The organism is Paenibacillus solanacearum, from assembly GCF_910593845.1.
Classification (GTDB): domain Bacteria; phylum Bacillota; class Bacilli; order Paenibacillales; family NBRC-103111; genus Paenibacillus_G; species Paenibacillus_G solanacearum.
In genome coordinates this window covers 527,190-551,137 of sequence record NZ_CAJVAS010000001.1, presented here as the reverse complement: position 1 = coordinate 551,137, position 23,948 = coordinate 527,190, and the positions used below count along the sequence as shown (strand labels likewise).

At 54.3% G+C, this 23,948-nt stretch carries 23 protein-coding genes; 5 read left to right on the top strand and 18 right to left on the bottom strand.

Going from position 1 to position 23,948, the window contains the following annotated elements; all coding sequences use genetic code 11:
• Position 1: 1 nt before the first annotated feature.
• The 11 genes from KXG62_RS02265 to cntA form a co-directional block, all read right to left on the bottom strand.
• A complete protein-coding gene (locus KXG62_RS02265) occupies positions 2 to 2,020 on the bottom strand; it encodes a glycosyl hydrolase family 28 protein (RefSeq protein ID WP_218090266.1) in 2,019 nt (672 codons plus the stop codon).
• 13 nt (positions 2,021 to 2,033) lie between these two features.
• A complete protein-coding gene (locus tag KXG62_RS02260; RefSeq protein ID WP_218090265.1) occupies positions 2,034 to 3,392 on the bottom strand; it encodes an ABC transporter substrate-binding protein in 1,359 nt (452 codons plus the stop codon).
• Between the two features lie 283 nt (positions 3,393 to 3,675).
• The gene (locus tag KXG62_RS34340) at positions 3,676 to 3,798 is read right to left on the bottom strand and encodes a hypothetical protein (RefSeq protein WP_281426593.1); all 123 of its coding nucleotides are present in this window, start codon (positions 3,796 to 3,798) and stop codon (positions 3,676 to 3,678) included.
• 68 nt (positions 3,799 to 3,866) lie between these two features.
• Positions 3,867 to 6,161 carry a helix-turn-helix domain-containing protein gene (locus KXG62_RS02255; protein WP_218090264.1) on the bottom strand — a complete coding sequence of 765 codons (2,295 nt, stop codon included), beginning with the start codon at positions 6,159 to 6,161 and terminating at the stop codon, positions 3,867 to 3,869.
• Positions 6,162 to 6,430: 269 nt separating this feature from the next.
• Positions 6,431 to 6,790 (bottom strand): hypothetical protein, encoded by a 360-nt coding sequence (locus tag KXG62_RS02250; protein ID WP_218090263.1) that lies wholly within the window; start codon positions 6,788 to 6,790, stop codon positions 6,431 to 6,433.
• A 611-nt stretch (positions 6,791 to 7,401) separates the two neighbouring features.
• Entirely contained in the window at positions 7,402 to 8,586 is a 1,185-nt protein-coding gene (gene cntE, locus KXG62_RS02245) for a staphylopine family metallophore export MFS transporter CntE (RefSeq protein WP_218090262.1), read from the bottom strand.
• Positions 8,587 to 8,638: 52 nt separating this feature from the next.
• Positions 8,639 to 9,382, bottom strand: coding sequence for an ABC transporter ATP-binding protein (locus tag KXG62_RS02240; RefSeq protein ID WP_218090261.1), 744 nt, complete (start codon positions 9,380 to 9,382; stop codon positions 8,639 to 8,641).
• Positions 9,369 to 10,193: a staphylopine uptake ABC transporter ATP-binding protein CntD gene (cntD, locus tag KXG62_RS02235; protein ID WP_218090260.1), complete on the bottom strand. Its 825-nt coding sequence runs from the start codon at positions 10,191 to 10,193 to the stop codon at positions 9,369 to 9,371. Before cntD ends, KXG62_RS02240 begins: the two co-directional genes overlap by 14 nt.
• Positions 10,190 to 11,095, bottom strand: a complete 906-nt coding sequence (gene cntC / locus KXG62_RS02230) for a staphylopine uptake ABC transporter permease subunit CntC (RefSeq protein ID WP_218090259.1) — start codon at positions 11,093 to 11,095, stop codon at positions 10,190 to 10,192. The genes cntD and cntC overlap by 4 nt, the downstream gene beginning before the upstream one ends.
• A complete protein-coding gene (gene opp1B / locus KXG62_RS02225) occupies positions 11,092 to 12,027 on the bottom strand; it encodes a nickel/cobalt ABC transporter permease (protein ID WP_218090258.1) in 936 nt (311 codons plus the stop codon). The genes cntC and opp1B overlap by 4 nt, the downstream gene beginning before the upstream one ends.
• A 58-nt stretch (positions 12,028 to 12,085) precedes the next feature.
• Positions 12,086 to 13,693, bottom strand: coding sequence for a staphylopine-dependent metal ABC transporter substrate-binding lipoprotein (gene cntA, locus KXG62_RS02220; RefSeq protein WP_218090257.1), 1,608 nt, complete (start codon positions 13,691 to 13,693; stop codon positions 12,086 to 12,088).
• 237 nt (positions 13,694 to 13,930) lie between these two features.
• On the opposite strand from cntA, the gene KXG62_RS02215 reads away from it, so the two are divergent.
• Entirely contained in the window at positions 13,931 to 14,542 is a 612-nt protein-coding gene (locus KXG62_RS02215; RefSeq protein ID WP_218090256.1) for an SCO family protein, read from the top strand.
• Positions 14,543 to 14,699: 157 nt separating this feature from the next.
• On the opposite strand, the gene KXG62_RS02210 is transcribed toward KXG62_RS02215, so the two are convergent.
• Positions 14,700 to 15,917, bottom strand: a complete 1,218-nt coding sequence (locus KXG62_RS02210; protein WP_218090255.1) for an MFS transporter — start codon at positions 15,915 to 15,917, stop codon at positions 14,700 to 14,702.
• Between the two features lie 85 nt (positions 15,918 to 16,002).
• Entirely contained in the window at positions 16,003 to 16,602 is a 600-nt protein-coding gene (locus KXG62_RS02205) for a TetR/AcrR family transcriptional regulator (RefSeq protein ID WP_218090254.1), read from the bottom strand.
• A gap of 312 nt (positions 16,603 to 16,914) precedes the next feature.
• Between KXG62_RS02205 and KXG62_RS02200 the strand changes: the two genes are divergently transcribed.
• On the top strand, positions 16,915 to 17,124 hold the full coding sequence (locus tag KXG62_RS02200; RefSeq protein WP_218090253.1) for a hypothetical protein: 210 nt from the start codon (positions 16,915 to 16,917) through the stop codon (positions 17,122 to 17,124).
• Here the strand turns inward: KXG62_RS02200 and KXG62_RS02195 are convergent.
• Positions 17,121 to 17,411 (bottom strand): hypothetical protein, encoded by a 291-nt coding sequence (locus tag KXG62_RS02195; RefSeq protein ID WP_218090252.1) that lies wholly within the window; start codon positions 17,409 to 17,411, stop codon positions 17,121 to 17,123. The genes KXG62_RS02200 and KXG62_RS02195 overlap by 4 nt on opposite strands.
• A 95-nt stretch (positions 17,412 to 17,506) precedes the next feature.
• Between KXG62_RS02195 and KXG62_RS02190 the strand changes: the two genes are divergently transcribed.
• Positions 17,507 to 18,406 carry a hypothetical protein gene (locus KXG62_RS02190; RefSeq protein ID WP_218090251.1) on the top strand — a complete coding sequence of 300 codons (900 nt, stop codon included), beginning with the start codon at positions 17,507 to 17,509 and terminating at the stop codon, positions 18,404 to 18,406.
• Between the two features lie 91 nt (positions 18,407 to 18,497).
• Here KXG62_RS02190 and KXG62_RS02185 read toward each other — a convergent pair whose 3' ends face one another.
• The 4 genes from KXG62_RS02185 to KXG62_RS02170 form a co-directional block, all read right to left on the bottom strand.
• A complete protein-coding gene (locus KXG62_RS02185) occupies positions 18,498 to 18,758 on the bottom strand; it encodes a hypothetical protein (RefSeq protein WP_218090250.1) in 261 nt (86 codons plus the stop codon).
• Positions 18,759 to 18,768: 10 nt separating this feature from the next.
• Entirely contained in the window at positions 18,769 to 19,011 is a 243-nt protein-coding gene (locus tag KXG62_RS02180; protein WP_218090249.1) for a hypothetical protein, read from the bottom strand.
• A 136-nt stretch (positions 19,012 to 19,147) separates the two neighbouring features.
• A complete protein-coding gene (locus KXG62_RS02175) occupies positions 19,148 to 19,792 on the bottom strand; it encodes a phosphatase PAP2 family protein (RefSeq protein ID WP_218090248.1) in 645 nt (214 codons plus the stop codon).
• Between the two features lie 31 nt (positions 19,793 to 19,823).
• Positions 19,824 to 20,663, bottom strand: coding sequence for a phosphotransferase family protein (locus KXG62_RS02170; protein ID WP_343223414.1), 840 nt, complete (start codon positions 20,661 to 20,663; stop codon positions 19,824 to 19,826).
• 276 nt (positions 20,664 to 20,939) lie between these two features.
• Here KXG62_RS02170 and KXG62_RS02165 point away from each other — a divergent pair, with 276 nt between their 5' ends.
• Together KXG62_RS02165 and KXG62_RS02160 are read left to right on the top strand one after the other, a co-directional pair.
• Positions 20,940 to 22,265, top strand: a complete 1,326-nt coding sequence (locus KXG62_RS02165) for an endonuclease/exonuclease/phosphatase family protein (RefSeq protein WP_218090247.1) — start codon at positions 20,940 to 20,942, stop codon at positions 22,263 to 22,265.
• Between the two features lie 214 nt (positions 22,266 to 22,479).
• Complete coding sequence (locus KXG62_RS02160; RefSeq protein WP_218090246.1) at positions 22,480 to 23,907, top strand: catalase; 1,428 nt, start codon at positions 22,480 to 22,482, stop codon at positions 23,905 to 23,907.
• Positions 23,908 to 23,948 lie beyond the last annotated feature (41 nt).

Here is a 23,948-nt window from a genome sequence, read left to right as displayed (position 1 = left end):
ATTATTGGGGGATCAGGTCCAAGCAATCGATGCGCCCGCCGTCCCCGCCGCTAGCCGTACTCTGCAATACGATCACGTCTCCCGGCTGCAGCGCGACGCCGGAGATCGTGCGCGTGACGCGGGTCGTTGCGTTCGGCGAAGCGGAGCCCCGGTCCTGATCCGCGATCCACGAATCGATGACCGTTCCGTTCAGCGATACCGAGAACGGCGAATTGCCGTCGTTCTCGTCGTAGTACGCGATGACGAGGCTGTATGTTCCTGCGGCGGCCGCTGATAGGTACGATGCCGTGCCGGTGCCGGACGCTTTGATGATCTTGCCGCCTGAAGCGCTCGACTGCGTCTCGACCGAGTATTGGGACAGCGTCATCGCTTCCGCTTCGACCCGGACGGTTACCGGCACCGGCGTTGTTGAGGCGAACGTCACGTTCGGTGTGTAGCTATTGAACGGCACCTTGAACACGCTTCCTTTATTCGTCTCCGTCACCTTCGTACCGCTTACGACGAAATCGGTGAAGGCGACGTTCTCGATCTGATGCGAGCCGTCATACCCTTTGATCTCGGACAAAGCCGGTGAAGGGAAATACGCCGTATGATTCGTGACGCGCACGCCGTCGATATGGCCGAAGCCGTATTCGTTGCTGTCGTAGGCCGTGGAGAAATGCACGAGCATCTTCTTGTATTCGTCGGACACTTTCTCCGACCGGTTGTCCTTGAACTCGATATCGCTGATCGTTGCCGTTCCGTTGGCGTAGATTGCCATGACGCGGTCCGAGAAGACAATGTCGTTATTCGTAAATTTGACGCCGGACACGTTGTCCAATATTTCGCTGCCGATCTTGATGCCCGACTTCATCGTCCAGAACACGCTGTTGCTGACCGTAACGTCAGCCGTCGCTCCAGTGGCTCCGTAATAGCGGGACGCCTTGATCGCGATCGCATCGTCATGCGTATATTCGAATATTCCGTCGATGCTCACCCGTACCGAGTTGTCCGGGTCCGTGCCGTCCGTGCTGGGCAGCGGATCGTTAATGATCTTGTAATTGCGGCCGACGATATCTTCGGATCCGGCGAAGTGAACGGTCCATTTGCCCGAGTTGCGAAAATAAACGTCGCGGATGTCGATATGGTCGCTGCCGAACGTGTACACAAGCCGCAGCGAGCGGGTCATGCTCGCTCCTGCCCCGTCGATGACGCCGCGCCCCAGGATGCCCGCGTTCGAAACATCCGGGAACCCGATGAGCGCGTAAGCGCTGTTCGTGCCGGGCACGCGGGTGAAGTCGGCATCGGCGCCGGTTCCCTGAATCAGCGCGCCGCTTTCCAGGTACAGCTTCACGTTGCTCTTCATCAGCAGTCCGCCGGTCTTGTATTTGCCGTTCGGAAAATACAGGATGCCGCCGCCCGCGTCGCTGACCGCCTGAATCGCCGTCTGAATGGCGAGCCGGGTATTCGTCGCCCCCGTCTTGTCCGCCCCGTAGCTCGTGACGTCATACACGCCGCTTTGTCCGAGCTGCGGCGGGCTGACCTCGAGCGGATCGGCGAGCACGAACAGCTTCTCGTCGGTCAAGCTGTAGTTCTTATGCACAATGAGCCGGATCGGCCGCTCCATCGTATTGCCGGGATTCGTCAGCGTAATCGTCATCGCATTGTTCGCCGTATCGATGACCGGCTGAATGCCCTCGTGGATCGGGCTTATGCTGTAGTCGGCGATCGAGCCGCTGCTGGCCCGGATCGTGACGGTGACGGTGCCGGCGAAAGCGAACCGCGCATAGCTGACGTCGGCATACGCAGACTGTGTCGATGCCACCTTCTCGGCCGTAATCGTCTGACTGCTCGAGCCGTCATACGTCGCGGCCGTAACGGTGAATTGCGCGCTAGCCGTCGTGCCCGGAACATCCGTGTAACGGACGAGCGTGTCGGCCGCACGCACTTCCTGCTGCGTGAGCAGCAGACTGCCGATCACGCCGGCGCACAGAATGACGGCCGGCATCAGCACATGTTTGAACAGACGTTTGGTTGCCATCGGATTCGCCCCCCTATTTAGGCATCTCTTGCTCGATCTTCTTGTTCGACCGTTCCTCGACCTCGCGCAGAAACGTGTTGATATCGGTTTTGCCCGTACCGAGCTTGAGGATACCGGCGCTTTCGGAAAGGATGGCGCGTACGGATTCGTCGTATATCGTCTTGTCGGCAAGCGGAGCGAGCGGATTGTGATATATCGCCTCGTAGAACCCTTTCCCCTTCAGCGGCGTGCCTTCGTACAGCTGCTTGCGCACGGCATCGTTCTTGATCGTCGGGATAGCTCCTTTGTCGCGCGCCAGATACGCCTGATGTTCCTCGCTGACCAAATATTTAATGATTTCCATCGCTTCGGCCTTATGCTTGCTCGAGCTGGCAATGCCGACATACGTCGGATACGGCTGCGTTCCCGTTTTCGTCCCGGCGAAAATGGGCGTCGATACGACCCCGTACTTGATCGGCTCGAGCTTCGTCAGCATATCGCCGCCTCCGTACACTTGCGAGAACTGCATCGCCACCGAACCGAGCAAAAAGTCGTCGAATTTCGGGATGCGCTTGTTATCCGTCAGCCAGGTCTGGTAGGCGGCGCTATCGTAAATTTTGACCATGGAGACGTCGATCAGCTTCTTCCAGTCGGGATTCGTCATAAAGGCGGTCCGACCCGTCTTTGCGTCGACATACGGCGTCGAAAGCGAATTCATATGAAAGAAGTGGTGATAGAACGAGAAGGCGAAGCCGAGATACGTCTTGCCGCCTTCGGTGCGCGTCAGCTTGCGTGCGATGTCGAACGTCTCGTCCCACGTCATGCCGTTCTTCGGATACGCCACCCCGAACCGGTCGAAAATTTCCTTATTGTAATACATCACGGGGATCGTATTGGTAACCGGCAAGCCGATCACTTTGTTGGAATAAGACGAATTCGCGATGTTGAGGGTGGACGGGTCGTAATTGTTCGGATCGATATTGAACTTCTTCAGCTCCGCCGACATGTCGTATCCGAGCTTGAACCGCTCCAGCGTATTCATGTACACATAGATCGTATCGAAGTAAATATCGATCGGCGTGCCGGACGTGATGAGCGATTCGATCGACTTGACCGCGTCGGGGTTGTTTTTCGGAATGTAGTTCAGCTTGATGTGGGGAAACTTCTTTCTGAGCGCCTCGGCGTTGAACAGCGACTCGATGTCGGCGATGGTCGATCCCCCGGCTCCGGTCGCCACGTTCAGCTCTACGACTTCATTGCTTGGCTTCGGCTCCGCGGCCTGTTGTCCGGGCGCCGGCTCTCCTTTTCCGCTGCTGCAGCCGGCAGCGGCCGTTCCTGCTACGGCGCTAACCAGCAGCGCGGACAGCAGTCGTCTTGTTCCTTGTTTGTTCATCGGTTGGTGTACACCCCTCTGTGTCATTTGTGCTCCGGCGGCGCTTGTCATCGCCCGGGCGGTCTCGCTTCTCCCGCCATCCGGCTCCGAGCCATCCTGCCAGCCATACGGCCGGCAGACGATGCCGCCGAAGTACCTTCATCATAAGAGCGCCTGCTTCGTTACGTACATAATCATAAGCGGCTGCATGCCCTGGCGCCGCGCCGAATCGGTTGGTCGAAGCCGCGATTGCCGCCGCCTTGGGGCGAATTCGGATAATCCGGAGCGGCTGTGCCGATAATCATCAGCGGTTCATTGCGCGCAGCAAGCCGAGCATCGTCGGCTTCGCCGTTCCATAACGGCGCGGCGGCAACTGGCGCCTGATGCCTAGCGTCTTGCCGGATAATCGGTGCTGCTGAACGGACACATGGATAGGGTTGCCCCTGACTGGAACATGCGCGACTCGCGACACGCCGCATGGCAAAAAGCGCCGACTCACAGGCTCCCCTGCGCTCCGGCGCCTCGGCTGTCCCGGTATTGGCCCGGGGTCATGCCTTCCATCTTGCGGAAATAGCGGATGAAATTTTGCGCGTTCGTATATTGCAGCTTTTCCGCAATGTCCGCGATGCGCATATCGGTTCCCGTCAGCCACGATTTGGCCATCTGCAGCCTGAATTGGGCCAAGTAATCGGAGAACGGCATGCCCATCTCTTTGCGGAACACATGTCTGACGTAATCCGGGTGATAATGAATCCGGAACGCGCAGCTCTCGATCGTCAGCGGACTGTCGTATTCGTTCTCGATCATGCGCAGCAGCTCGTCCGTAATGCCCCGATGCTGCTTGTTCTTCCGCTCCTCCATCAAGCGGATCGCCGGCATCAAGACGGACTGGTACAGCCACTCGGTCATCTCCGCAGACGTTTTCAACTCGAACAGCTTATCGTAGAGCGACTTCTCCTCCTCGTATAACGACTGCAGCACGCCCTCGTACTCCTGAAGTACGCGCAGCAGGTCAGTTAGCAGCGCAATCATCAGCATCTGGTACTGGCGATGCGACAACGGCGCGGCGAACAGCTCCCGTGTAAACTGCTCCAGCAAGCCGTAAGCCCGCTCTCCTTCGCACATGCGGACCGCTTCGATCAGCTCGCTCTTCACCTTCTCCGGGTATTCCGGCACGAGCGACCGGTCCGGCTGAACGTCTCCGATATGGACGACCGCTTCAAGACCGAGTTTGATCCGATACTGCAGCGCCTCTCCGGCCTCCTTGTACCCTCTTCCGGCTTCGCTGAGCGAGCGGAACGGACTGCTGACGCCAATGCTGACCGGCAGCCGCAAGTATTGCTTGACCGTCTCGCGGATCAGCTTGGCTGCTCCGTCCAGCCAGGCGCTGTACGCCTGCTCGTCCGCCAGCGGGCTGCCCACAAGCGTTACCTGGGATTGGCCCATGACGATCGGTTCCAGCAGCCGTTCGTGCTGCGGCACGATCTCCGCTATAATATTCGTTACGGCGAACAGCAAGAGCTCCTTGTCCTGTTCCGCGTAGCCCGTGTTCTCGAGCGAATCGATCTGCAGCACAAGCACGCTCATCGCCTTCCACTGCCGTGAAGCTTCGGCCTCGTATGGCGCCCTCTCGCTTCCGTCCGTCTGTCCCAAGTACAGCTTGAGCAAGAAAAAATGCTGCAGCCGGCTGCGCTGGCTTTTCAGCTCGCGGCTCATCTCTTTTTGGTTATGCAGTTGAGCCTGTACCCGCTCTCCGATCAGCTGCAGTTCGTCTTTGCCGCTCGCGGGAATATCGCCTCCACTGCCCGCTTCGCCATTCGCCGGCTGGAACACGCTCTCATAAAGCTTCCGTACCGGCCCGTACAACCGCCTAGCGCCAAGAAGCGAAACGGCCGCACCGATCAGCAGGAAGACCGCACCGGCCGCTACCGTCACCCACTTGATCGTTTCGGATTCGCGCGTCATCGCCGTGACCGATACGAGCGACACATACATCCAGCCATTGTAAGCCGACTTGCTGTAGATCACGTTGTACGGCTCGCCGTCGAGCTGCGTCTTGAACAATCCGCTGTCTGATTCGGAATCAAGCAGCTGCCGGGCGTACGGCATCGAAGCCGCGGACGTGCCGACGCGGGTCCAATGATCCGTATGCGCGACGACGCGCAGCGAATCGTCGATGATGAACGGTTCGCCAAGCTCAGGATGCGTGAACATATATTTGCGCAGTTCCCCGTACGGCACCCGGAACATGATCATCGCGGTCGGTTCCGGCGAGCTGATCGGCAGCGTTCTGACGAAATCGATCGTCCGGCTGCTAATCGTCCAATACGATCCCGGGCGGTCGCCGTACATTTGCTTCCAGTCCGGCTCGAGCGGTCCGAACGGCTCGTATCCGCCGCCGGACATTTTCCACCTGTCGCGCAGCTGTATGAACTGCACGTCCGCGACGCGAAGATCGGACAGCTGAATGCCCCGCAGCCCTTCCTGCAGCCCGTCGATCAGGGCGGCATTGTCGCTCCGACTCCCATCGGTAACGTCCTCGGTCAGCAGCCTGAGCACCGACGGCTGTACCGTGAACTGCGTCAGCGCGTTGTCCGCCGTCCGCAAGCTTTGTTCGACGCGCTGCTGCATTTGCAGCAGCATTTGCAGCGCGCCGTCGTTTACTTTCTGCTGAACGGTCCGGGAAGATAGCAGATATGAGAATACGCCGAGCGTGACCATGGGGAACGTGATGAGGCAGATCGCGTAGACGATCAGCTTGTGGAAATACGTTGACCGGCGCATTTTCATCCTTGTACCCGATCCTTTCTCTTCGCTCCAGGCATAGACGGACTTGTCCGGCGCGGCCTAAGGCGATCATTTCAGAGCGAGAACGCTTTCTTCTATGGGCAATTAACTGTGATGGGAAGATATCTCCTTAGCTCCTAGTGTTATCCTAAACGATGAGCGCAGGCTGCGTCCATACCGTTTTGTGCGTGCGACACGCTTGAACGAGTCCGCGTGTTTCTTCATCGCACCGAAGCTCCGCTCAGCATGCGGCCCGCCCTTCCCGCCCATACTCACGGGAAGTTTGTCGACCAGGATGCTTGCTGCCGATATTCATCCAGCTCCTTGTGAAAGCGGTGAAACGGACTCGACAATATGCGAATGTTTCGTTTCACCTGATTGGTCTTGTGCCGACTATGGCGGCAATGTTCAAGCTCGTCCAGCTGCTTGTCGATTTTTTCGCGAAGAGTAAGAATAAATCCAATGGCAATATGCGAGCGGGCCAGCTCGTGAAGATCCGCGGCAAGCGCCTCGCTCAAGCGATGAAGCTGAGGCAGCTGCAGCGGCTTCGTCACATTCATCACTTCCGGCGTGAAATCGACACGAAAATCTTGACCGGGGACCTGGTCCCAAAAGTCGTACCATGTGTTCAACAAGCCGGTTTCATATAAAAAAAGCTTGAGAAATCCGCATAACCAAGCCGTACAGCTTGTATTCCGCTGTTGACATCCAATACCGTCCGCAAGATAACGGCATCCCTGACAGCAGGAGCCTCCATTAGCAATGCAAACATGGCATATGGAATCGGACCCTATTTCATGCAGCGCATGAATCCCCATCGAAATAACGGCCTGTCTGCTGACTTGTACGGAGGAGGACGATCCTTGAGGGGATAGCGAAACTTGACGTGAAATATCGTTGTCCGTAAAACCCGGCATTCGCATCCGCTCCTTATCGTATTTATAACTTTCTTCTCTTATCAAATAATCAAATATTTGAATATAAATACGATTATACAGCAGCAGCGCCGGATTGGGAAATCGTTATGTAATATCGAATGTCCTTCCTCAGCATCGGACAAGCGAGAACAGCTCTTTCCGAAGGCGGTTGTTCGTTCAAAGATAGCGGCGATGACGGTTCACGCCTTCACGCGTTGCCGGACGGCTTGGATAATCAATATCAAGGAAAGTGCGGAATTTCGACAGTTTATTTTATTAATTCGATTAATGATTAATATAGTTTATTATTAATGAAATTAATATATTTATGTTCGCAGCGTAGGACGCCGCCGTTCATAGGCCACGATGACCATCGCTGCGCCCAGTCCGGCGCATAGAAGATACATCGCCGAGTAGGAAGTGTGGTCCGCGATCAGGCCCATGACAAGGCTGCCCAGCGAAACGCCCATATCCGCCATGGCGATAAACCAGCCGATCATGACATTACGGTCTGCCGGCGGCAGAACAAATGTCAAATACGTCGTTAATATCGGATAGAGCAGCGCCTGCGCGAAACCCATGAGAACGGCGCCGAGGTACAACCAAACGGCGCCCGCCGTTAAAGCGCCGCTCAGACTTAGCGCCGCAGCGGTCAACAGAAGCATAATCCCTATGATCCATGAAGCGTGCCAGTGCCCGTCCGAAGGGATTTTTTTGCGTAGCGCCAGCCGGGCCAGAACGACCGTGCCCGCCTGAAGCATGAGATACATCCCTGCGTTGCCGCTCTCGATCTGTCCGGCATAGAGCGGAATAAATGTCGTAACCGCGCCAAAAACAATCGATGCGACAAGCATCAGCAGGCTGCACCGGCACCACTGGCGATTGCGGATGAGCCGGCTGAACGACTTGAACATCATATCCCCCTGCCCTGTCTTCTGTGCGGCAGGCCGAGACGGTTCGCTGCTCATCTGCGCGCTGTAGCCGACAGCTCCCGTACTGACAGCGATGGCGATCATGGCCACCGTAAAGTAATGCATGCGGTCCGATCCCCACATGCTTAGCGCCAGCAGCGGGCCGAATAATCCTGGCATGTACGAGCATAAGGAGTAAAGCGAGATGCCCTGAGACCGGTCTTTATCCGGCAGCGCGTCGATAATGCCGAGCTGCAAAGCCATCGAGAAGAACGCTGTGCACACGCCTTGCAGTATGCGTGCGACCGCATACCCGCCCAATCCGGTAAAAGGATATAGCAGTAAGGCGAAGCCATTGATCACCAAAATGATGCGAAGCACCTTGATCGGCCCATGCTTATGAATCACTTGGCCCGCCCACGGCCGAAAGCACATGGTCGTACATAAATAGGCGCCCATGACGATGCCAATCGCCGTATTCGATGCACCGAGCGACGCTCCCTTCAAAGGTATAATGACGTTGAGCATCGCGTTCGCGCTAAAATATAGTAATGTCAAAACATATAACCGCAAAAACGGCCATGACCACGCCACGTTCAACACTTCCGCTCCTTTCATCCTCACATTAACATGCCGGTCATCTCCTGAATCCTCAAGCAATAACCATCCGCAGCAGCTTTTTGGCATATGCCGATCGGACGAGCTTGAGCTGCTCGACCGGCACCGTTTCTTCGATCCGGCCATTGTGGAGAAACAGGATCCGATCGCACATGTAAGCCGCAGCTTGGATATCGTGGGTAATGAAGATATACCCAATGCCGTATTCGGTCTTCAGTCGTTTCAACAGCTCGAGCACCTGCACTTGAACCGCTCCGTCCAGCGAGCTGACCGCCTCGTCGAGCAATATGCACTCCGGCTGAACCGCAACCGCCCTCGCGATGCATACCCGCTGCGCCTCACCCCCCGAGAGCTCGTGAGGGTACTTGGTGCGGTAGGAGGGATTGAGCCCGACCTGCCGCAGCAGCAGATCGATCTCGCGCGACTGACGCTGCCGGTCGCGACAGCGCATCGCAAGCGGCTCCATCATCGCTTCCTCCACCGTGTAATACGGATTGATAGAGGAGGTATAGTCCTGGAATACGGCGCTTAAGCTTCCCGCGTGCCCGCGCCGATCCTCCGCACGCTTTCCCGCCACGACGACGGTTCCCCGATCCGGCTGTTCGATGCCCAGCAGAATGCGTCCCAGTGTCGATTTGCCGCTTCCGCTTTCCCCGATGATGCCAAGACATTCCCCCTTGCTCATCGCAAAGCTGATGTCATCGAGCACAAGCTGCCGCTTCGATGAGAAGAACCCGCCTTGCCTGTATGATTTGCTCACTCCATCAACGTTCAGCATCGCGACCGCCTCCCGTCATTCGCTTATAATGATCATTCAGCGCCTGCCTAGAAGTAACCAGATGCCGCGTATATTCATGTGCAGCGCCGGACCATATCGCTTGCACCGTCCCTCTTTCCACGATTTCTCCGCTCTTCATGACCAGAACGTCATCGGCCAGCTTTTTGACAATGCCCAGATCATGGGAAATAAAGATCAGTGCGCAGTCCATCCTTTCCCGCAAGCGGATAAACTGCTCGACGACTTCGAATTGCGAGACCGTATCGAGCGCAGCCGTGGGCTCATCCGCAATAACGAGCTCAGGCTGAAGCACGAGAGCCAGCGCGATCATGATGCGCTGCAGCATGCCGCCCGACAGCTGATGCGGGTATTTATTCATCACCTCGACCGGATTTTTTAGCATTACGCTTTCCATGGCCGTTTTCATGCGGTCCGTGATGACGTCCCGGCTCCAGCCGAAATGCCCGGCCAGCGTCTCCCTTAGATGAACTCCGATCACGCGGGAGGGGTCGAATGCCCGCATGCCATGCTGCCAGATCATGCCGATCGATTTCCCCCGTTTTTTTCTCATGTCCTGCTCGGAAAGCTCGGCCAAGTTTTCGCCGTTAAACCAAATACGGCCGGATTGGCGCAGGGATGTCTTATTCAATCTTACAATCGCCCGGCCCGTAACCGACTTTCCGCTGCCGCTCTCCCCTACGATAGCAAGACAGCTTCCCTCTCTTACTTGAAACGAATTGCCGGGAATAATGACGTTCCCGGTTCGGCTGTCCCAAATGCTCAACGCCTCGACTTCCAGCAAGCTTGTCATCCGACCATGCCCCCTCTTTCTTTTCCGTGAAGCCCGCTGGTCATCACCGCTGCTGGCAATGGCTGCTTCTGTCTGGAGGACATGAGCTTGGGGTCCAGCGCAACCTGGAGCGCATCCGACAAAAAATTGACGGCCGAGACGACTACAATGACGGCGACACCTGGCGCAAGCAGCATCTCCGGCCTTGAGAACATCACTGCCCTCGCTTCATTCAGCATCATACCCCACTCCGCATGAGGCGCCTGAATGCCTAGTCCGAGGAAGGAAAAACCCGATATTTGCAATATCATCGACCCGAAGGAGCTGCTGGAAATGACAGCGATCTCGGGCAGCGCAGCAGGAATAATGTGCTTGGCGATAATGTGCGCGTCCCTGACGCCGATCGCTTTGGAGAACTTCACATAGTCCGCTTCGGCATACGCCATGACCGCCGTTCGAATGACCCGGGCGAACCAGGCCCATTTGGACAGCAAGAATGCGATGATAATATTCTCAAACCCGACGCCCAAAATTCCGATGACGGCCAGCGTCATGACATATCCCGGGAACGAAAGCATCACATCGCAAGCTCGCATCAAGACGGCATCCGTTCTTCCTCTGAAGTATCCGGCCGCAATGCCTGCGATGCCGCCGCATAATACGGAGACGGCCAACGCAACGAATACCCACAGCACGCTGGGTCGGATGCCGTATAATAATCTGGAAAGGATGCATCGGCCGAGATGATCGTTGCCCAGCCAATATTCCCAGGACGAAGCCGCATAGCGAAGCTCCATATGTACATCCTCGGGATGATGCGGCGCAAGCCAGGGAGCGAACAGCCCGGCTATGACGGTGATCGTCAGGACTGATAACGAAACGGCAGCTAACTTGTCCTGCATGACATACTTGAATCGCTTCATCGGGATTCCTTTCTGACTTTCGGGTTGACCATCGCGTGGATCATATCCGCAGCAGCGTTGAAGAAGACGAAAGCCGCCGCCAGCACGAGAACGTAGGCTTGAATGACCGGAAAGTCTCGGCTCAATATTGATTTGATACTCAAGCTCCCTAGCCCGGGCCAAGCAAACACATTTTCCACAACGACCGTGCTTCCAAGAATGACGGGAATGGCCATACAAAACACCGAAATGGCTGCCTGCATCGAGTTTCTTAACATATTTCCGAATATGGTAAACTCCTTTAATCCGCAAGCCCTGCCATACCAAACATACTCTTCATGCAGCTGGCTGAGCATAGCGCTTCGAACGACTCGAAAATAAACGCCCGCATATCCAATCGCGATGACGCTAACCGGCAAAATGTAGCCGGCGTACGAATCCATTCCGCTTGTCGGCAGCAAGTCCAGCTTCACGGAGAAATACCAGATCAGCAGTGCGGCCAGTCCGTACGAAGGCATCGACGTCAGGAAAAAGAATACCCCCCTGACCGATTGGTCGAGCAGCTTTCCCTCGTACAGTGCGCAAATCATGCCTAACGCCACCGACATCGCAATGATGACGGCGACGGATGCCAGCGTCAGCTTCAGCGTGTTCAGCAAAGCCGGGCCGAGCAGCGACCACACCGGTTGTCCCGTCACGTACGACTCTCCGAAATCAAGCTGCAGGCAGGCAAGCAGCCAGCTCATATAGCGAATCAGGAAAGGCCGGTCCATGCCCAGCTCCGCCTTCGTCTGCGCAATCAACTCGCCCGTGATTTGCGGAACGCCCTGCGCCTGCAGGATCACTTCGGCTGGGTCCATCGGAGACAGATGTACGAAGAGGAACGTGATGAACGAGATAGCCGCAAGCAAGGGAACGGAAACCAGCAGCCGTTTCATAACATAACTTCCCATAGGTTGCTCCTTTATAATAGAAGAATCTCACAATTGCATGGGTTACTCGCAGATCGGATTATTCAAAGCGCATTCGCTCAAACGGCAGTTCAAATTGCGTCTGCTTGAAGGAGAGGCCCCGCAGCGTCTTTGGCGCCACGACGGTGACGCTGCCGTTCGTAAGCGGGATAAAGACCGCCTCGTCATGCACGATGCTCAATATATCCGCATATAACGATTTTCGCGTTTTCTCGTCCATCGTTGTCATGACCTGATCGATTTTCTTATACAGCTCTTCCGCCTTCGCAATGCCGGCGGTCGTATAATAATAGGAAGATTTTGTGGCAAAAGCGGCGATCGTGCTCTGCGGATCATAGGCTAGTCCCCATGTTTGATTGAACAGCAAATCATAACCCCCCGTGGATCTTCTGCTCGCGATCGAAGTGGATTCCTCTCCGATGATCTCAAGTCCGATCCCGATTTTTTTCAAACTGGCCTGAATCAACTCCGCTTCCGTTTTTTGCGAAGAGGACTGGGCGTCATAATACAGCTTCATCGTTAACGGAGTCCCGTTTTTCGTTCTTGCCGTTTGACCGCTGGATATCGTCCAGCCGGCTTCGCCTAGCATTTTTGCCGCCAATTCCGGATTGTAGCTTCGCTGCTTCAACGCGACGTCGGCGTAATTGACATTGCTCGAGAACAGCTCGTGAGCCGCAGCTTCGGTGCCGTGGAAAATTTGCTTGCTGATGGCCTCCCGGTCGATCGCGAGCCATATCGCTTCCCGCACCGCCGTTTCATGCACCGGATGATTGCGCTTGCTGCTGTTGGCGACAATCATCTTCGTGTTCATCGCTGCGCTCCGCACAATCTGATATTTGCCCGATTGTGCCAGCTTGTTCATGGCTTCCACATCGAGACTGTCTGTGCCCCGGTCATCGGTGAAGACGAAGTTGACCTCCCCTTTACTCAACGCCAGGAACGTCGTCTCACCGGCCGGCAGCACTTTGGCCGTAATCTTCTTGATGGAGGGCGCCCCTCCCCAATAGCTCTCATTCGCTTCAAAAACCGCATGCCGGTCGACTTTATGCTCGGCAAGCTTATAAGGCCCTGTTCCGTGGTAGCCAGCCACGCCATCCTTGGTCTCCCCGTTTATAAAGCTTTTCGGAGAAAGGAACACGTACGGCCGGGTCATGGACAGCTCCAGCAAGGCCGGATCATAGGCTTCCGTCAGAACAAGCCGAACCGTCTGATGATCGACGACATCGCAGCTCGCAATTTTGGAAGACAGCTTGATCCAGGAATGCTTGCTGGCATTGCGCTGTACCGCATCGATATTGCGCTTCACGGCTTCGGCATTGAACGGCTCTCCGTCATGAAACCGCACGTTGCTTCGCAAATGGAAGGTATACACCTTACCATCCTTGGAAATGTCCCACGATTCCGCAAGCAGCGGCTTGATGCCTTGATCCGTATTTTCCACCAGCGATTCGTACACGATCCCTTGCGCCGGCATGGAGCCCGCATACAAATGCGGATTCATATCGTTAATATCTTTCGCTGTGGCATACACCAGCTCTTTCGTTCCTGCATCCGCTCCCCCATTCTCCGCCCGGTCAATGGTGCAGCCGGAAAGCAGCACAACCAGCGCCATGAAAGCGGACAGGAAAGCAATTAACCTTCGAGTCATCACAACAGTCCTCCTTAAGCGGTCGTTCTGCACGGCATGAAGCGCAGAAGTTCACCGCTATTTATTCGTAATATTTACGATTACATTGTATCCATCATTTGGGCAAGCGTCAATACCTTTCATTTTCTTGACCTTGTACCGATGCCGGATATAGCTCTTACGAGTCATAGGTGGACCCGATAGGCCGTGATATAATGAAGGCTGCCGCATTATTAATCGCAAGGAGCGTACCTAGCCATGATCGCTGCACTCAAACGCCACGGCTTCAAGCTGGTTATAGGCGTGCTTTTGGCCACACTGGTCTACAGCTTCTATAGCCGGTTCGGCCATGACAACCCGCCCCTCCCCTCCGTTAAACAAGCCCCGGAGCTATCTTTAATTAACCTTGACGGTAATCCGGTCCGGTTGGAGCACACCGCGGGCAAAGTCCGGCTTGTCGAGTTTTTGTTCACGAGCTGCCCGGACGTCTGTCCGATGACGACTTACAATATGGTGAAGCTGCAAAGCCAGCTGAAGCAAGACGGTTTGTGGGGAGATAAGGTGCATTTCTTGTCTGTCACATTCGACCCGCAGCGCGATACTCCTGAGATGTTCAAACGGTATGGAGACATGATGGGCATCGATTATACCGGCTGGACGCTGCTGACCGGCACGGAACAGGAGACCGCCGATGCGGCCCGCAGCTACGGGGTGCTGGTGCAGAAGATGCCGGACGGCTCCTTCGTCCATACGGTGAGCTCACTTTTCCTGGTCGACGGGCAAGGCAAAATCCGCAAGGTGTTTCCGATGGGGGAAACGATGAACAACGATGAAATATTGAGAATGATCCGGCAGCTCGTCCGGTCGTAAAACAAGCAAATGTGCCGGAAACGACAAACAAGGAGCAGCTGTCCTGTTGCGACAGCTTGCTCCTTGTTTGCGTTATTCCGACATTATGCGGCGGATGGGCCGTTATTGGGCATGCATTGAATCATGTCACGCTCTGAGGGGGAATGCCTAGTCGTTATCAGGAAACGACCTGTGCGTCCTGTACGCTGCGATTTTTCGCTTTCAGCGACAAACCGAAGCAGAGAAGCAAGATTACGCTCGCGAGCATATACGGGTAGTTCACGTTCACGTCGAACAGAAAGCCCGATACGATTGGGCCGGCAATATTGCCGAGACTTGTAAAGGCCGAGTTCAAGCCTGCGACATAGCCTTGCTGGTCCTTGGCCAGCATGGACATTTGCGTGCTGATGGCCGGACGCATAATATCGATGGCGAGAAACACAATAAAGGTAACGGCAAAAATAATCCAAAATTTATGAACGAACAGCGTCAGCAAAATAAACACGCCGGCGAACAATAAACATATCGAAATGACGCGCTTCTCGCCGAAGCGGTTCAAGATCCAGCTGAACGCCGTGAGCTGCACGACCGCGCCCGCAATCGAGCCGAATGTAATGATAAAGGCGATTTCCTTGGGCCCGAAGCCGAATTTATGATCGACGAACAGTCCGAAGATCGTCTCGAAATTCGCCAAACCGAACGTCATCACGAATACGATAATCAGGCTCAAAAAATACGGCTCGCGGTAAGAATGCAGCAGTTGGGACAGCAGACTGCCTCTGCTCTGCTGTGACGCGCCGTCAGACGGAACATCGGACGGCTCTTCCTCGCAGGGCCGAGACTCTCGCAAGATCAGCAGCGTGACGCAAGCGGCAATCACCCCGCCCGCCGCAGCGGCGTAAAAAGGAACGCGGATGCCATATTCCGCGATGTACCCGCCAATCCCCGGCCCGATAATGAATCCGGTCGTAATGGCTGCGTTAATATACCCCATGCCGGCGGCACGCTCTTCTTTGGTCGTGACGTCTGCCGCATACGCCATAACGGCCGGCATTATGAGCGCTGCGCTAACGCCGCCGAGCAGCCTGGAAACGAACAACAGCACCGGATCGCTCGCGATACCGAACAGCATCTCGGAAATGGCGAACACAAGCATGCCGATAACGATCATTTTTTTTCGGCCGTACGAATCGGCCAGTCTGCCGGCCAGCGGCGAAAACAAAAGCTGCGTCAGCGAAAAGGCTGCAACGAGCAAGCCGACCGTACTCCCGCTAATCCCCAAGATCTCCATGAACTTCGGCATGATCGGTATAACAAGACCGATGCCGGTAAACACTAGAAAAAGATTTAACATCAGGAGCAGTACAGCTCCCCGATTTTTTAACAATACTGCCATGATAAGTTCCTCCAAACAATAATACGATGTTGCGTAAAAAATAAAATACTGAATATTCATTCTAGATTATTGCGAAAAAAAAGAGCTAGCGGGCTTGCCTCACAATGCCATGCAAAAATACGTCGATAGCGAGCCGGTAAGCTGCCAGCGCTTGCTCTGTCCCCATCTTGCGGGTATGTTGATTTAAACCGAACAGCAAGCTGTCCAAAAGTAACGCGTGTCCGGGAATATCCGTAATGTCGAGCTCGCCGCGTTCGACGCCTTTTCGCAGCAATTGCTCGTTAAAAGTAAGATACCCTTTGATCATTTCGTTAATACGCTCTTCCACATCGGAGGCTTTCTCGGCGTTGTTGAAAAATTCGTCAACGGCCTTCGTGAACGGATGATTCAACTGATCGAGCGCCAGATGCTCCGCCATGCCATACAGCTTATCTGCAATGCTCGAATAGAGCGGCTCCTTGGTCAGCCAGGTTTCCTCCCACTCCTTGTTCCATTCCTCGATTAAATGGAGAAATAGCCCTTCCTTGCTTTTGAAGTGATAATAGATGTTGCCTGCGCTGCAGCCGGTGGCCTTCACGATCTCTTCTATCGACGTCGCCTTGTACCCTTTTTGCACGAATAACGCTCTCGCCGCGTCCGCAACCTTCTTTTTCGTCTGCTCGCTTTGCAGTTTCTTTTTATTCACTCATCGCTCACCTCTTCGGCTGGCTGATCCGATTCCGATCATAAAACCCCATAATACTGAACGTTCATTCAGTATTATATACAAAGCTGCCGATTTTCGCAAATCAATACGAGCAGTTGATCCCTCCGTACGATTCCATTGCCGGGAAACGCCAATAGCCCTCACTTGTCGTGAAGGCGAAGCAGCGAACGCTCTGCCGAATAGCGCGCACAGAACGGATGAAAGCATATTTGCATGGGACGCGAATAAGAATTATAAAACGGCAGCATTGCCTACAGCGCATTTCAGTCCATGGTGCAGAGGTGACCCGCAATGAATAAAATCGAATATGACTCCATTAGAGTGAATAGAGTTCAGAACAGTTCGGGCCTTTTTTACGGGGTCAATATACAGTACGGATGGAACCATACGTCGCGAGTTGCCGACGGCTTCGGTAAGGTGTCCGGTCACTATAACCGGATCTTGAAGAACACGTCCGCCATCCGGGAATCCGGCTCCAAGCCGTCCCGCCCGATGGATTAAGGCATTTGTTTTCGCTTTTCCGCAAGCTTCTCCATCCATTTCTGCAGCTTCTCCAGCTTCTCCGGATCGTGTTTCTCGGAATCGTCCGTATCGCCGCTCATCACAAGCTGCTTGTTATACGCGATCGCGTTGTTGTTCCCGGAAACGGTGCCGAAGCCTTGCTTGCAGCCGTCCGCCGTTGTCGACCAGCGGTACTGGCGGTTATGTCCGACAAAAATCCCTGCATTGTCGTCCACTCTATTGACGGTGATGTGTTCGAACCGGATCCGAGGAACCGAAAGGTCCATGATTACACCCCCACCTTTCTTGAATGACATACCGATTGACAAGCTGCGCGGTGCCGATGCGCCCAACGCGTATATTGTAAAGGGATGAATACGGAATGGTCTTTCACGATAATACATTGCTGCATCTTCTGCAACGCTTGGAACAGCGGCTTGCCCGGATCGAGAGCAAAGTGAATGAATTAAGCGCACAATCGGTTCAACCGTCGTTCCATATCGATGTCATGAACGTTCAAACATTAAACCTGGAGAAGCTATCCTACCATCTGGACCATATTGACATTAAAGAAGTCAGCGGCATGTTGAACATCGGCAACAATGCGATTGCGAAGCCGGCCGACCATTCTCCGCTACAGAAGTCAGACAATCCCGGGCCGCAGAACAAAGATCCGCTTGCGAACACGAATGAAAGCACACCGGATATTTCGGTCAAAATCAACGGCAAGAGCGTCCCCTTTACGCTGTTTGGACAGCAACCGGCAGCGCCTGAGCAGCAGGTCAAGCTCCGTGAGCAACACATGGACGATGACGAACCGGATGGCGATGAAGATCACGATGCCCTCTCTCCCCCGCAAGCGCTGCAATCGGTATTTACGTTCCGGGATATTCATGTCGGTGCGGTTGAGGACGCTTCCGCCGTCAATTTCGGCAATAATTTCCCGACGAATTTCAAGAGCGTCAAGAAGCATAACCAAGGGTTCGGCAACATCTTGGGCAATAACAACGATATTCATCATATCGAATCGCTTCTGGAGGAAAAGGACGTCGTTGAAATATGGCATGAAAGCCAGCAACCTGCGAAGGAAGATGCGATCGGAAAGCTTCTGGAGGATTCGGAGAAAAAGGATGGCAGCGAGACGGCCGCGCCGGATGAGCAAAGCGGCCACGAGGCGCACGACGTTCATGACGCTCACAATGCACATGACGCGACGTCCAAGTCAACAGACGAACCGGCGCATCCCGAGAATCCGGAAATACTTCATCGATCGATCCGTTGAGACGATCGAATTCGAACAGACCCGCTGAACCGTCCGGCGTAACACGAGCCTCGGTCCGTCGGGTCGTTTGCCGCTTCCGCAGCTTTTGCAGCTACTGCTGTGTAACAGGTTCGTTACTATTGCCTTGCTGCGACGAGAAATCCGAATCAAGCATATCGTTATCGTTAATCACATTTACATTATAAGCGGCCGAATTGTGATAACCGGCAATCGTGCCGAAGCCGCAGTTGCTTTTCCGGTTCACCTGCCAGTTGGACTGAGCATTGTCACCGGTAAATACGCCCGAATTCGAAGCGAGTGAGGTAATGTTAATATTCGTGAACTGGATGCACAGTTTATCGTTCAGTTTCATAATAGATTCCCTATAATTGCGTGACAGGCTGCGGGTTAATGACTTCCGGCTGCGTAAACGGCGAATCCATGAGATCTTGGTCATTGATCACATTGATGCTCCCTACTACGATGGAATTCATGTAGACCCCGTTACCCGAGTTAAGCTTCCCCTGGGTTTCCCAGTTGGGCTGGCTGTTCTGACCTGAAGCGATAATCGAATTGACAGACATACTTAACACATTAATTGCATTGAACACAACGGATACCGGCATGATGCTTTCCCCCCGCTTCCAGCAAGTATGCGTTATCTTATGCATTCTTCAGGAGCCTTGTGACAAATGCCTATATTTCCCCTCCGACCGAGACGGTCATCCCCTGAATCGGAACGCATCGCATGCTGTCTATTGCTTACTTGCTTGCGGACTTGTCCATATACCGCTGATAGTACCACACCGACGCCGTCATCCAGCAGCCGCTGGCCAAATAGCCGGCCAATACGTCGCTCGGGTAATGGACGCCAAGATAGATTCGACTGACGCCGATGGCAAGAATCATCATCATGCTTAACAGGACAACAAGTCCGCGGCCCAGCCTGCTGTCGATATGCTTCCATAACAAGAAAGCAATGACGGCGAATAGACTGAATGCCGCCATCGAATGTCCGCTTGGAAAGCTGAACCCGTTCACTTCAATCAAGCGGCTAATGGTTGGACGCTCCCGCTGAAACAGAAGCTTCAGCATCGCATTCAGCAGCATCGAGCCTGCAACGACCCATAAGAGCAATAGAAGCTCCCGGCGGTGGTGAAGCCATTTGTACAATATAACGGCAGCGAGCAGCATAATCGCCAAAACCGCACCGACTTCGCCAACCGCCGTCACCCCTCGCATCAGTCCCGTCAGCGCCGGAGATCTCCGGCTTTGAATGAAGTCGGTCACCGCTTGATCCAGCCGCAAGACCAACCATTCATCCATAAGAAAAACGACAAATCCGAAGCCCGCGGCGCAGCACAGGCTTACTGCAATGGCGCGCGTGAGCTGTAATTTCAATTTCATGAACGACTCCTTGCTCCCCCGATATTATTTTTTAGAAAAATGCATATAACCCATTCGTAAAATATATATATTCCTGCTCGGTTAATGTCTGCGTTCCATAGCCGGCGAAGAAGGCGTCGATGTCCATCCGATTCTCGAAAGCGTTCGGCTTCGGACGTATCGCTAGTGAAAGATCGTATCTCGGATCGCCGAACGCTCCGCCGCTCCAATCTATAATGCCAGATATGTTGCCCTCGGCAACCAGCACATTGTCAATGGTGAAATCGCCATGAATGAATGTATAATGCTGCGGTAACGGTTTATTTGTCTTCAGCCATTGCAGCAGCTCGGCCGTACCGTCCATCTCATAATGAGCCAGGTTATACTCCGCTTGCTTTAACCTATTGTCCAGCCAATCGGAATTTCCGACGAGCGACTCCGGGCATGGCGTGGCATGAACGGCTGACAAACACGCGCCGAACTTGTAAATCAGCTCTTGTCTTTTTGCCGAGCGCCGCTCCTTCTGCAAAGCTTCCCTTAATGTCTCTCCTTCCAGGAATTGCAGCAAAGCCCACGCCTGGCTATCATCCGGCTGCTTGACCAGCTGATAGATGTCCGGCACAGGCAGCGAGACGGCACGCAATGCGCGCAGCACGTCCGCTTCCTGGAATAGCCAGCCGCTGTACTGCTCACCTTTCGCTCGTTTGATCACGTAACGACCTGCCGTTCCTACGATAATAGCCACATCCGATGTATGTCCCTGCCTCGGAAAGGCTATAGATTTCACAGTCCCCACATGATCCGTGATCGGCTCGGGAATGTCTTGCAACGGAATCGGATTCAGGCGGCATCCCCCCTCACCTTTTTTATATAAATAATAACATATGGGCATACGTCCAACGAAACGGCGGGACAAGCGCATATCGCAAGATCATAGTAAAACATAGCAGCCGAAAGAGAGAATTCCATGTAATATTAGCAGAATTGTGTATCGATTTCACGGGATTGTTTATGTTCCCGTCAACCGGATCACGCTACAATGTAAACGTTACCAATTCTATATGAATATTCTATGAGGAGGAATGCTTTTCTCGCGACATGCTGCTGTGAAGCCGACAAATTGCTCATTTGGCTTCCAAACCCAAATACTGAAAGGATGTGCTATTGAATGAAAAAATGGTTCCTGCTTCTCTCCCTCGCAGTCCTGGTGCTGACCGTGTTTAGTGCCGGAGCTTTTCCGCTCCCTACCGCGAGCGCCCAAGTATTGCCCGGAAGCTATAATTTGAAGCTGATGACGTTTAATGTCAGGAAAATGACGGCGGATGACGGCACGCCGAACTCCTGGAGCAATCGAAAAAATATTGCGGTCCATGTCATTAACAATTTCGCGCCCGATGTGATGGGATTGCAGGAGGCGGACAAAGCCCAAATCGACTACTTTATCGCCAACTGCAGCGCAACCTACCAGTCGATCGGCACATCTCGCGAAGGCAGCACGACGACGGGCGAATTCAGCAACATTATGTACCGGTCGGATAAATTCAAGCTGCTTGATTGGGGGGAATTCTGGCTGAGCGAGACACCTTATGTGCCGGGATCGAAAAGCTCGTACGATGCGGACTATCCGCGAATGAGCACCTGGGTGAAGCTGCAGGCCAAAGATAATGCCAACGCGGTCTTTTACTACTTCAACACGCATCTATCCCTCGTGCTGGAAGCTGCGCAGCAAGGGGCGAATGTCATATTGAGCAAAACAGGCGAGTATGTGAAAGCTTCCGACGCTCCCGTATTTATCGGCGGAGACATGAACCGGACGGAAGTGTCGCCGGTGTACGCTACGTTCCAAAATGCAGGCTTTAACGACACCTGGCGAACCGCTGGCAAATCGTTCGCGAACGACGGAACGTACAATGCGTTCGCGGGAGATCTGGACAGGGCGCATATCGACTGGATATTTGCCAAAAACATAACGTCTGTCAACGCCATCGAAATCAATCGCTACAATGAAAACGGCCGCTACCCATCGGACCATTATCCGGTAACTTTGAATGTAACGATCCCTTTGACGACCGATACGGCCAGCCGTCCGATAGGCCAGACGATCTGGCTCAAGGCTTCCGCCAACGGCAATTATGTAAGCACCAGAGCCAATACGACGGACAATCCGCTCTGGGCGTCGGCAACAGCCGCGAATACATGGGAGAAGTATGAAGTGGTCGATGCGGGGAACGGATTTGTGTCGCTCATCGCCAAAGCCAATAATTTGTATGTCAGCGCGAGAATCACGACGACGGACGTCCCGCTTCAAGCCAAATCCAGCTCCATAGGCGCTTGGGAAAAATTCATATGGATCGGGAACGGCGACGGCACCGTCTCTTTCCGGTCGATTGCCAACAACAAATACGTATCGGCCCGTTCCAACAAAGCGGACAACCCGCTAGAGGCAAGAATCGACTCGGTCGCGGGCTGGGAGAGATTTACTTGGGGCAACTAAAACCAAGTCATCTGCTTGCTCACTACGGTAAATAAAGCATCCGGCATAAGCGGTCTCGGTGGAGGCCGCTTATTCGTGTTCCGTTAAGCCGACCGACCGTGCGGACAGCGATAAATAAACCATAGCATTGTCATAATTTCGGTCAAGCCTGTCATAGACAATAGGGTATGAAGAAGAAGCGCACTTATTTCACCTATTTCTAGGAGGCTGAGCAATGAAAGATAACCAAGAGTCTCTTCGAGGTTCTTCCGATGGGACGGCACCGAATGCGGATTCCGGAAGACATCACCTCAAAGGACATATCCATGCGCAAGGGACAGCCGAACCGCCGGCCGCTTTCCATTCACAGACCGTCGGCGATCGGGGTCCTGTGCTCGAGCAGGACAATATGCTGCATGAAACGCTGCAAACGTTCGTTCACGAGAAGATTCTGGAACGGCCGGTACATGTGAAGGGCTTCGGCGCATTCGGGTACTTTCAAACCGTCCATTCGATGGCAGCCCACACGAAGCTGTGCTTTCTGCAAAGTCCGGGCCAGCAAGTTCCCGTGACGGTCAGATTCTCCCTGGCCGTCAGCAACAAAGGAACGCCGGACACCTCCCGCAATGTACGCGGCTTCTCCACCAAGTTTTATACGGAACAAGGGATATTCGACCTTGTCTGCAATCATATCCCGGTGTTCACCGTACGGGACGCGATTCGGTTCCCCGAGACCATCAAAGCCCTGCTGCCATCCCCGGTGAACAACTTGATTGACCCGGAACGATTCTGGAGCTTCGTCGCCCGCGCGCCTGAGTCTACTCATTTTCTCGTCTGGCTGTACTCGGACGCCGGAACCGTGAAGAGCCTCCGCCACATCCCGGGACATAGTGTGAACACCTATGTATGGCGCAATGCACAAGGCGTCCGCGCTTATGTGAAATACCACTGGATGCCGCTTGCCGGCGTTCAGTATATCGACCGTCACGAAGCTTCCCGGCTTAGCGGTGAAAATCCGGACATCGCCGGCAAAGATTTATATGATACATTAGCCGCGGGAAGCAATGTGGAATACGGGCTGTATGTGCAGCTGATGAACCCGGACGACGCGGCCGTTCTTCCATACGACCCGCTCGACGACACCAAGACATGGGATGAACGACAGTATCCTCTTCATCCCGTTGGAAGGCTAGTCCTCAATCGCAATCCGGACAACTATATGGAGCAGGTTGAGAAGATTGCCTTCTCGCCGGCCAACCTGCTGGATGGAGCCGAGCTGTCCGACGACAAAATGCTGCAGGGCCGAGCGAACATTTATTGGGATTCGCAGCGCCGGCGGTTAGGTCCGGATTTCCGCAGCATTCCGATCAACCATCAGGAGCATTGGTCTCCCTCCTCCCTTGTCACGAGCGGGAGCGGACGGTATGTGGAAGGTCATCTCGTCAGATCCGACTTGTCCAAACCGGATGATTTCACGCAAGCCGGCGAATATTACCGCAGGCTGCCCCCTGTGCAGCAATCGCATCTGGTCGATAATCTGGCCGCCGACCTGGCAGGCATCTCCGATGAAACGCAGCGCATCGTGCTCGGCTATTTGTCCTGCGCCTCGGCCGAGCTTGGGGAACGAGTAGCCCGAGGCATTCAGCAGCAGGGCCAAAAGTAGCATCCGGGCACCGACCATCGCTTAAACAAGCCGCGACAATG

What these genes read in the sequence shown, in the direction of transcription:
- KXG62_RS02265 (WP_218090266.1), bottom strand. Translation starts at nt 2,020, where the DNA reads ATGGCAACCAAACGTCTGTTCAAACATGTGCTGATGCCGGCCGTCATT.
- KXG62_RS02260 (WP_218090265.1), bottom strand. Translation starts at nt 3,392, where the DNA reads ATGAACAAACAAGGAACAAGACGACTGCTGTCCGCGCTGCTGGTTAGC.
- KXG62_RS02255 (WP_218090264.1), bottom strand. Translation starts at nt 6,161, where the DNA reads ATGAAAATGCGCCGGTCAACGTATTTCCACAAGCTGATCGTCTACGCG.
- KXG62_RS02240 (WP_218090261.1), bottom strand. Translation starts at nt 9,382, where the DNA reads ATGCTGAACGTTGATGGAGTGAGCAAATCATACAGGCAAGGCGGGTTC.
- cntD (WP_218090260.1), bottom strand. Translation starts at nt 10,193, where the DNA reads ATGACAAGCTTGCTGGAAGTCGAGGCGTTGAGCATTTGGGACAGCCGA.
- cntC (WP_218090259.1), bottom strand. Translation starts at nt 11,095, where the DNA reads ATGAAGCGATTCAAGTATGTCATGCAGGACAAGTTAGCTGCCGTTTCG.
- opp1B (WP_218090258.1), bottom strand. Translation starts at nt 12,027, where the DNA reads ATGGGAAGTTATGTTATGAAACGGCTGCTGGTTTCCGTTCCCTTGCTT.
- cntA (WP_218090257.1), bottom strand. Translation starts at nt 13,693, where the DNA reads ATGACTCGAAGGTTAATTGCTTTCCTGTCCGCTTTCATGGCGCTGGTT.
- KXG62_RS02215 (WP_218090256.1), top strand. Translation starts at nt 13,931, where the DNA reads ATGATCGCTGCACTCAAACGCCACGGCTTCAAGCTGGTTATAGGCGTG.
- KXG62_RS02210 (WP_218090255.1), bottom strand. Translation starts at nt 15,917, where the DNA reads ATGGCAGTATTGTTAAAAAATCGGGGAGCTGTACTGCTCCTGATGTTA.
- KXG62_RS02200 (WP_218090253.1), top strand. Translation starts at nt 16,915, where the DNA reads ATGAATAAAATCGAATATGACTCCATTAGAGTGAATAGAGTTCAGAAC.
- KXG62_RS02195 (WP_218090252.1), bottom strand. Translation starts at nt 17,411, where the DNA reads ATGGACCTTTCGGTTCCTCGGATCCGGTTCGAACACATCACCGTCAAT.
- KXG62_RS02190 (WP_218090251.1), top strand. Translation starts at nt 17,507, where the DNA reads ATGGTCTTTCACGATAATACATTGCTGCATCTTCTGCAACGCTTGGAA.
- KXG62_RS02185 (WP_218090250.1), bottom strand. Translation starts at nt 18,758, where the DNA reads ATGAAACTGAACGATAAACTGTGCATCCAGTTCACGAATATTAACATT.
- KXG62_RS02180 (WP_218090249.1), bottom strand. Translation starts at nt 19,011, where the DNA reads ATGCCGGTATCCGTTGTGTTCAATGCAATTAATGTGTTAAGTATGTCT.
- KXG62_RS02175 (WP_218090248.1), bottom strand. Translation starts at nt 19,792, where the DNA reads ATGAAATTGAAATTACAGCTCACGCGCGCCATTGCAGTAAGCCTGTGC.
- KXG62_RS02170 (WP_343223414.1), bottom strand. Translation starts at nt 20,663, where the DNA reads ATGCCCATATGTTATTATTTATATAAAAAAGGTGAGGGGGGATGCCGC.
- KXG62_RS02165 (WP_218090247.1), top strand. Translation starts at nt 20,940, where the DNA reads ATGAAAAAATGGTTCCTGCTTCTCTCCCTCGCAGTCCTGGTGCTGACC.
- KXG62_RS02160 (WP_218090246.1), top strand. Translation starts at nt 22,480, where the DNA reads ATGAAAGATAACCAAGAGTCTCTTCGAGGTTCTTCCGATGGGACGGCA.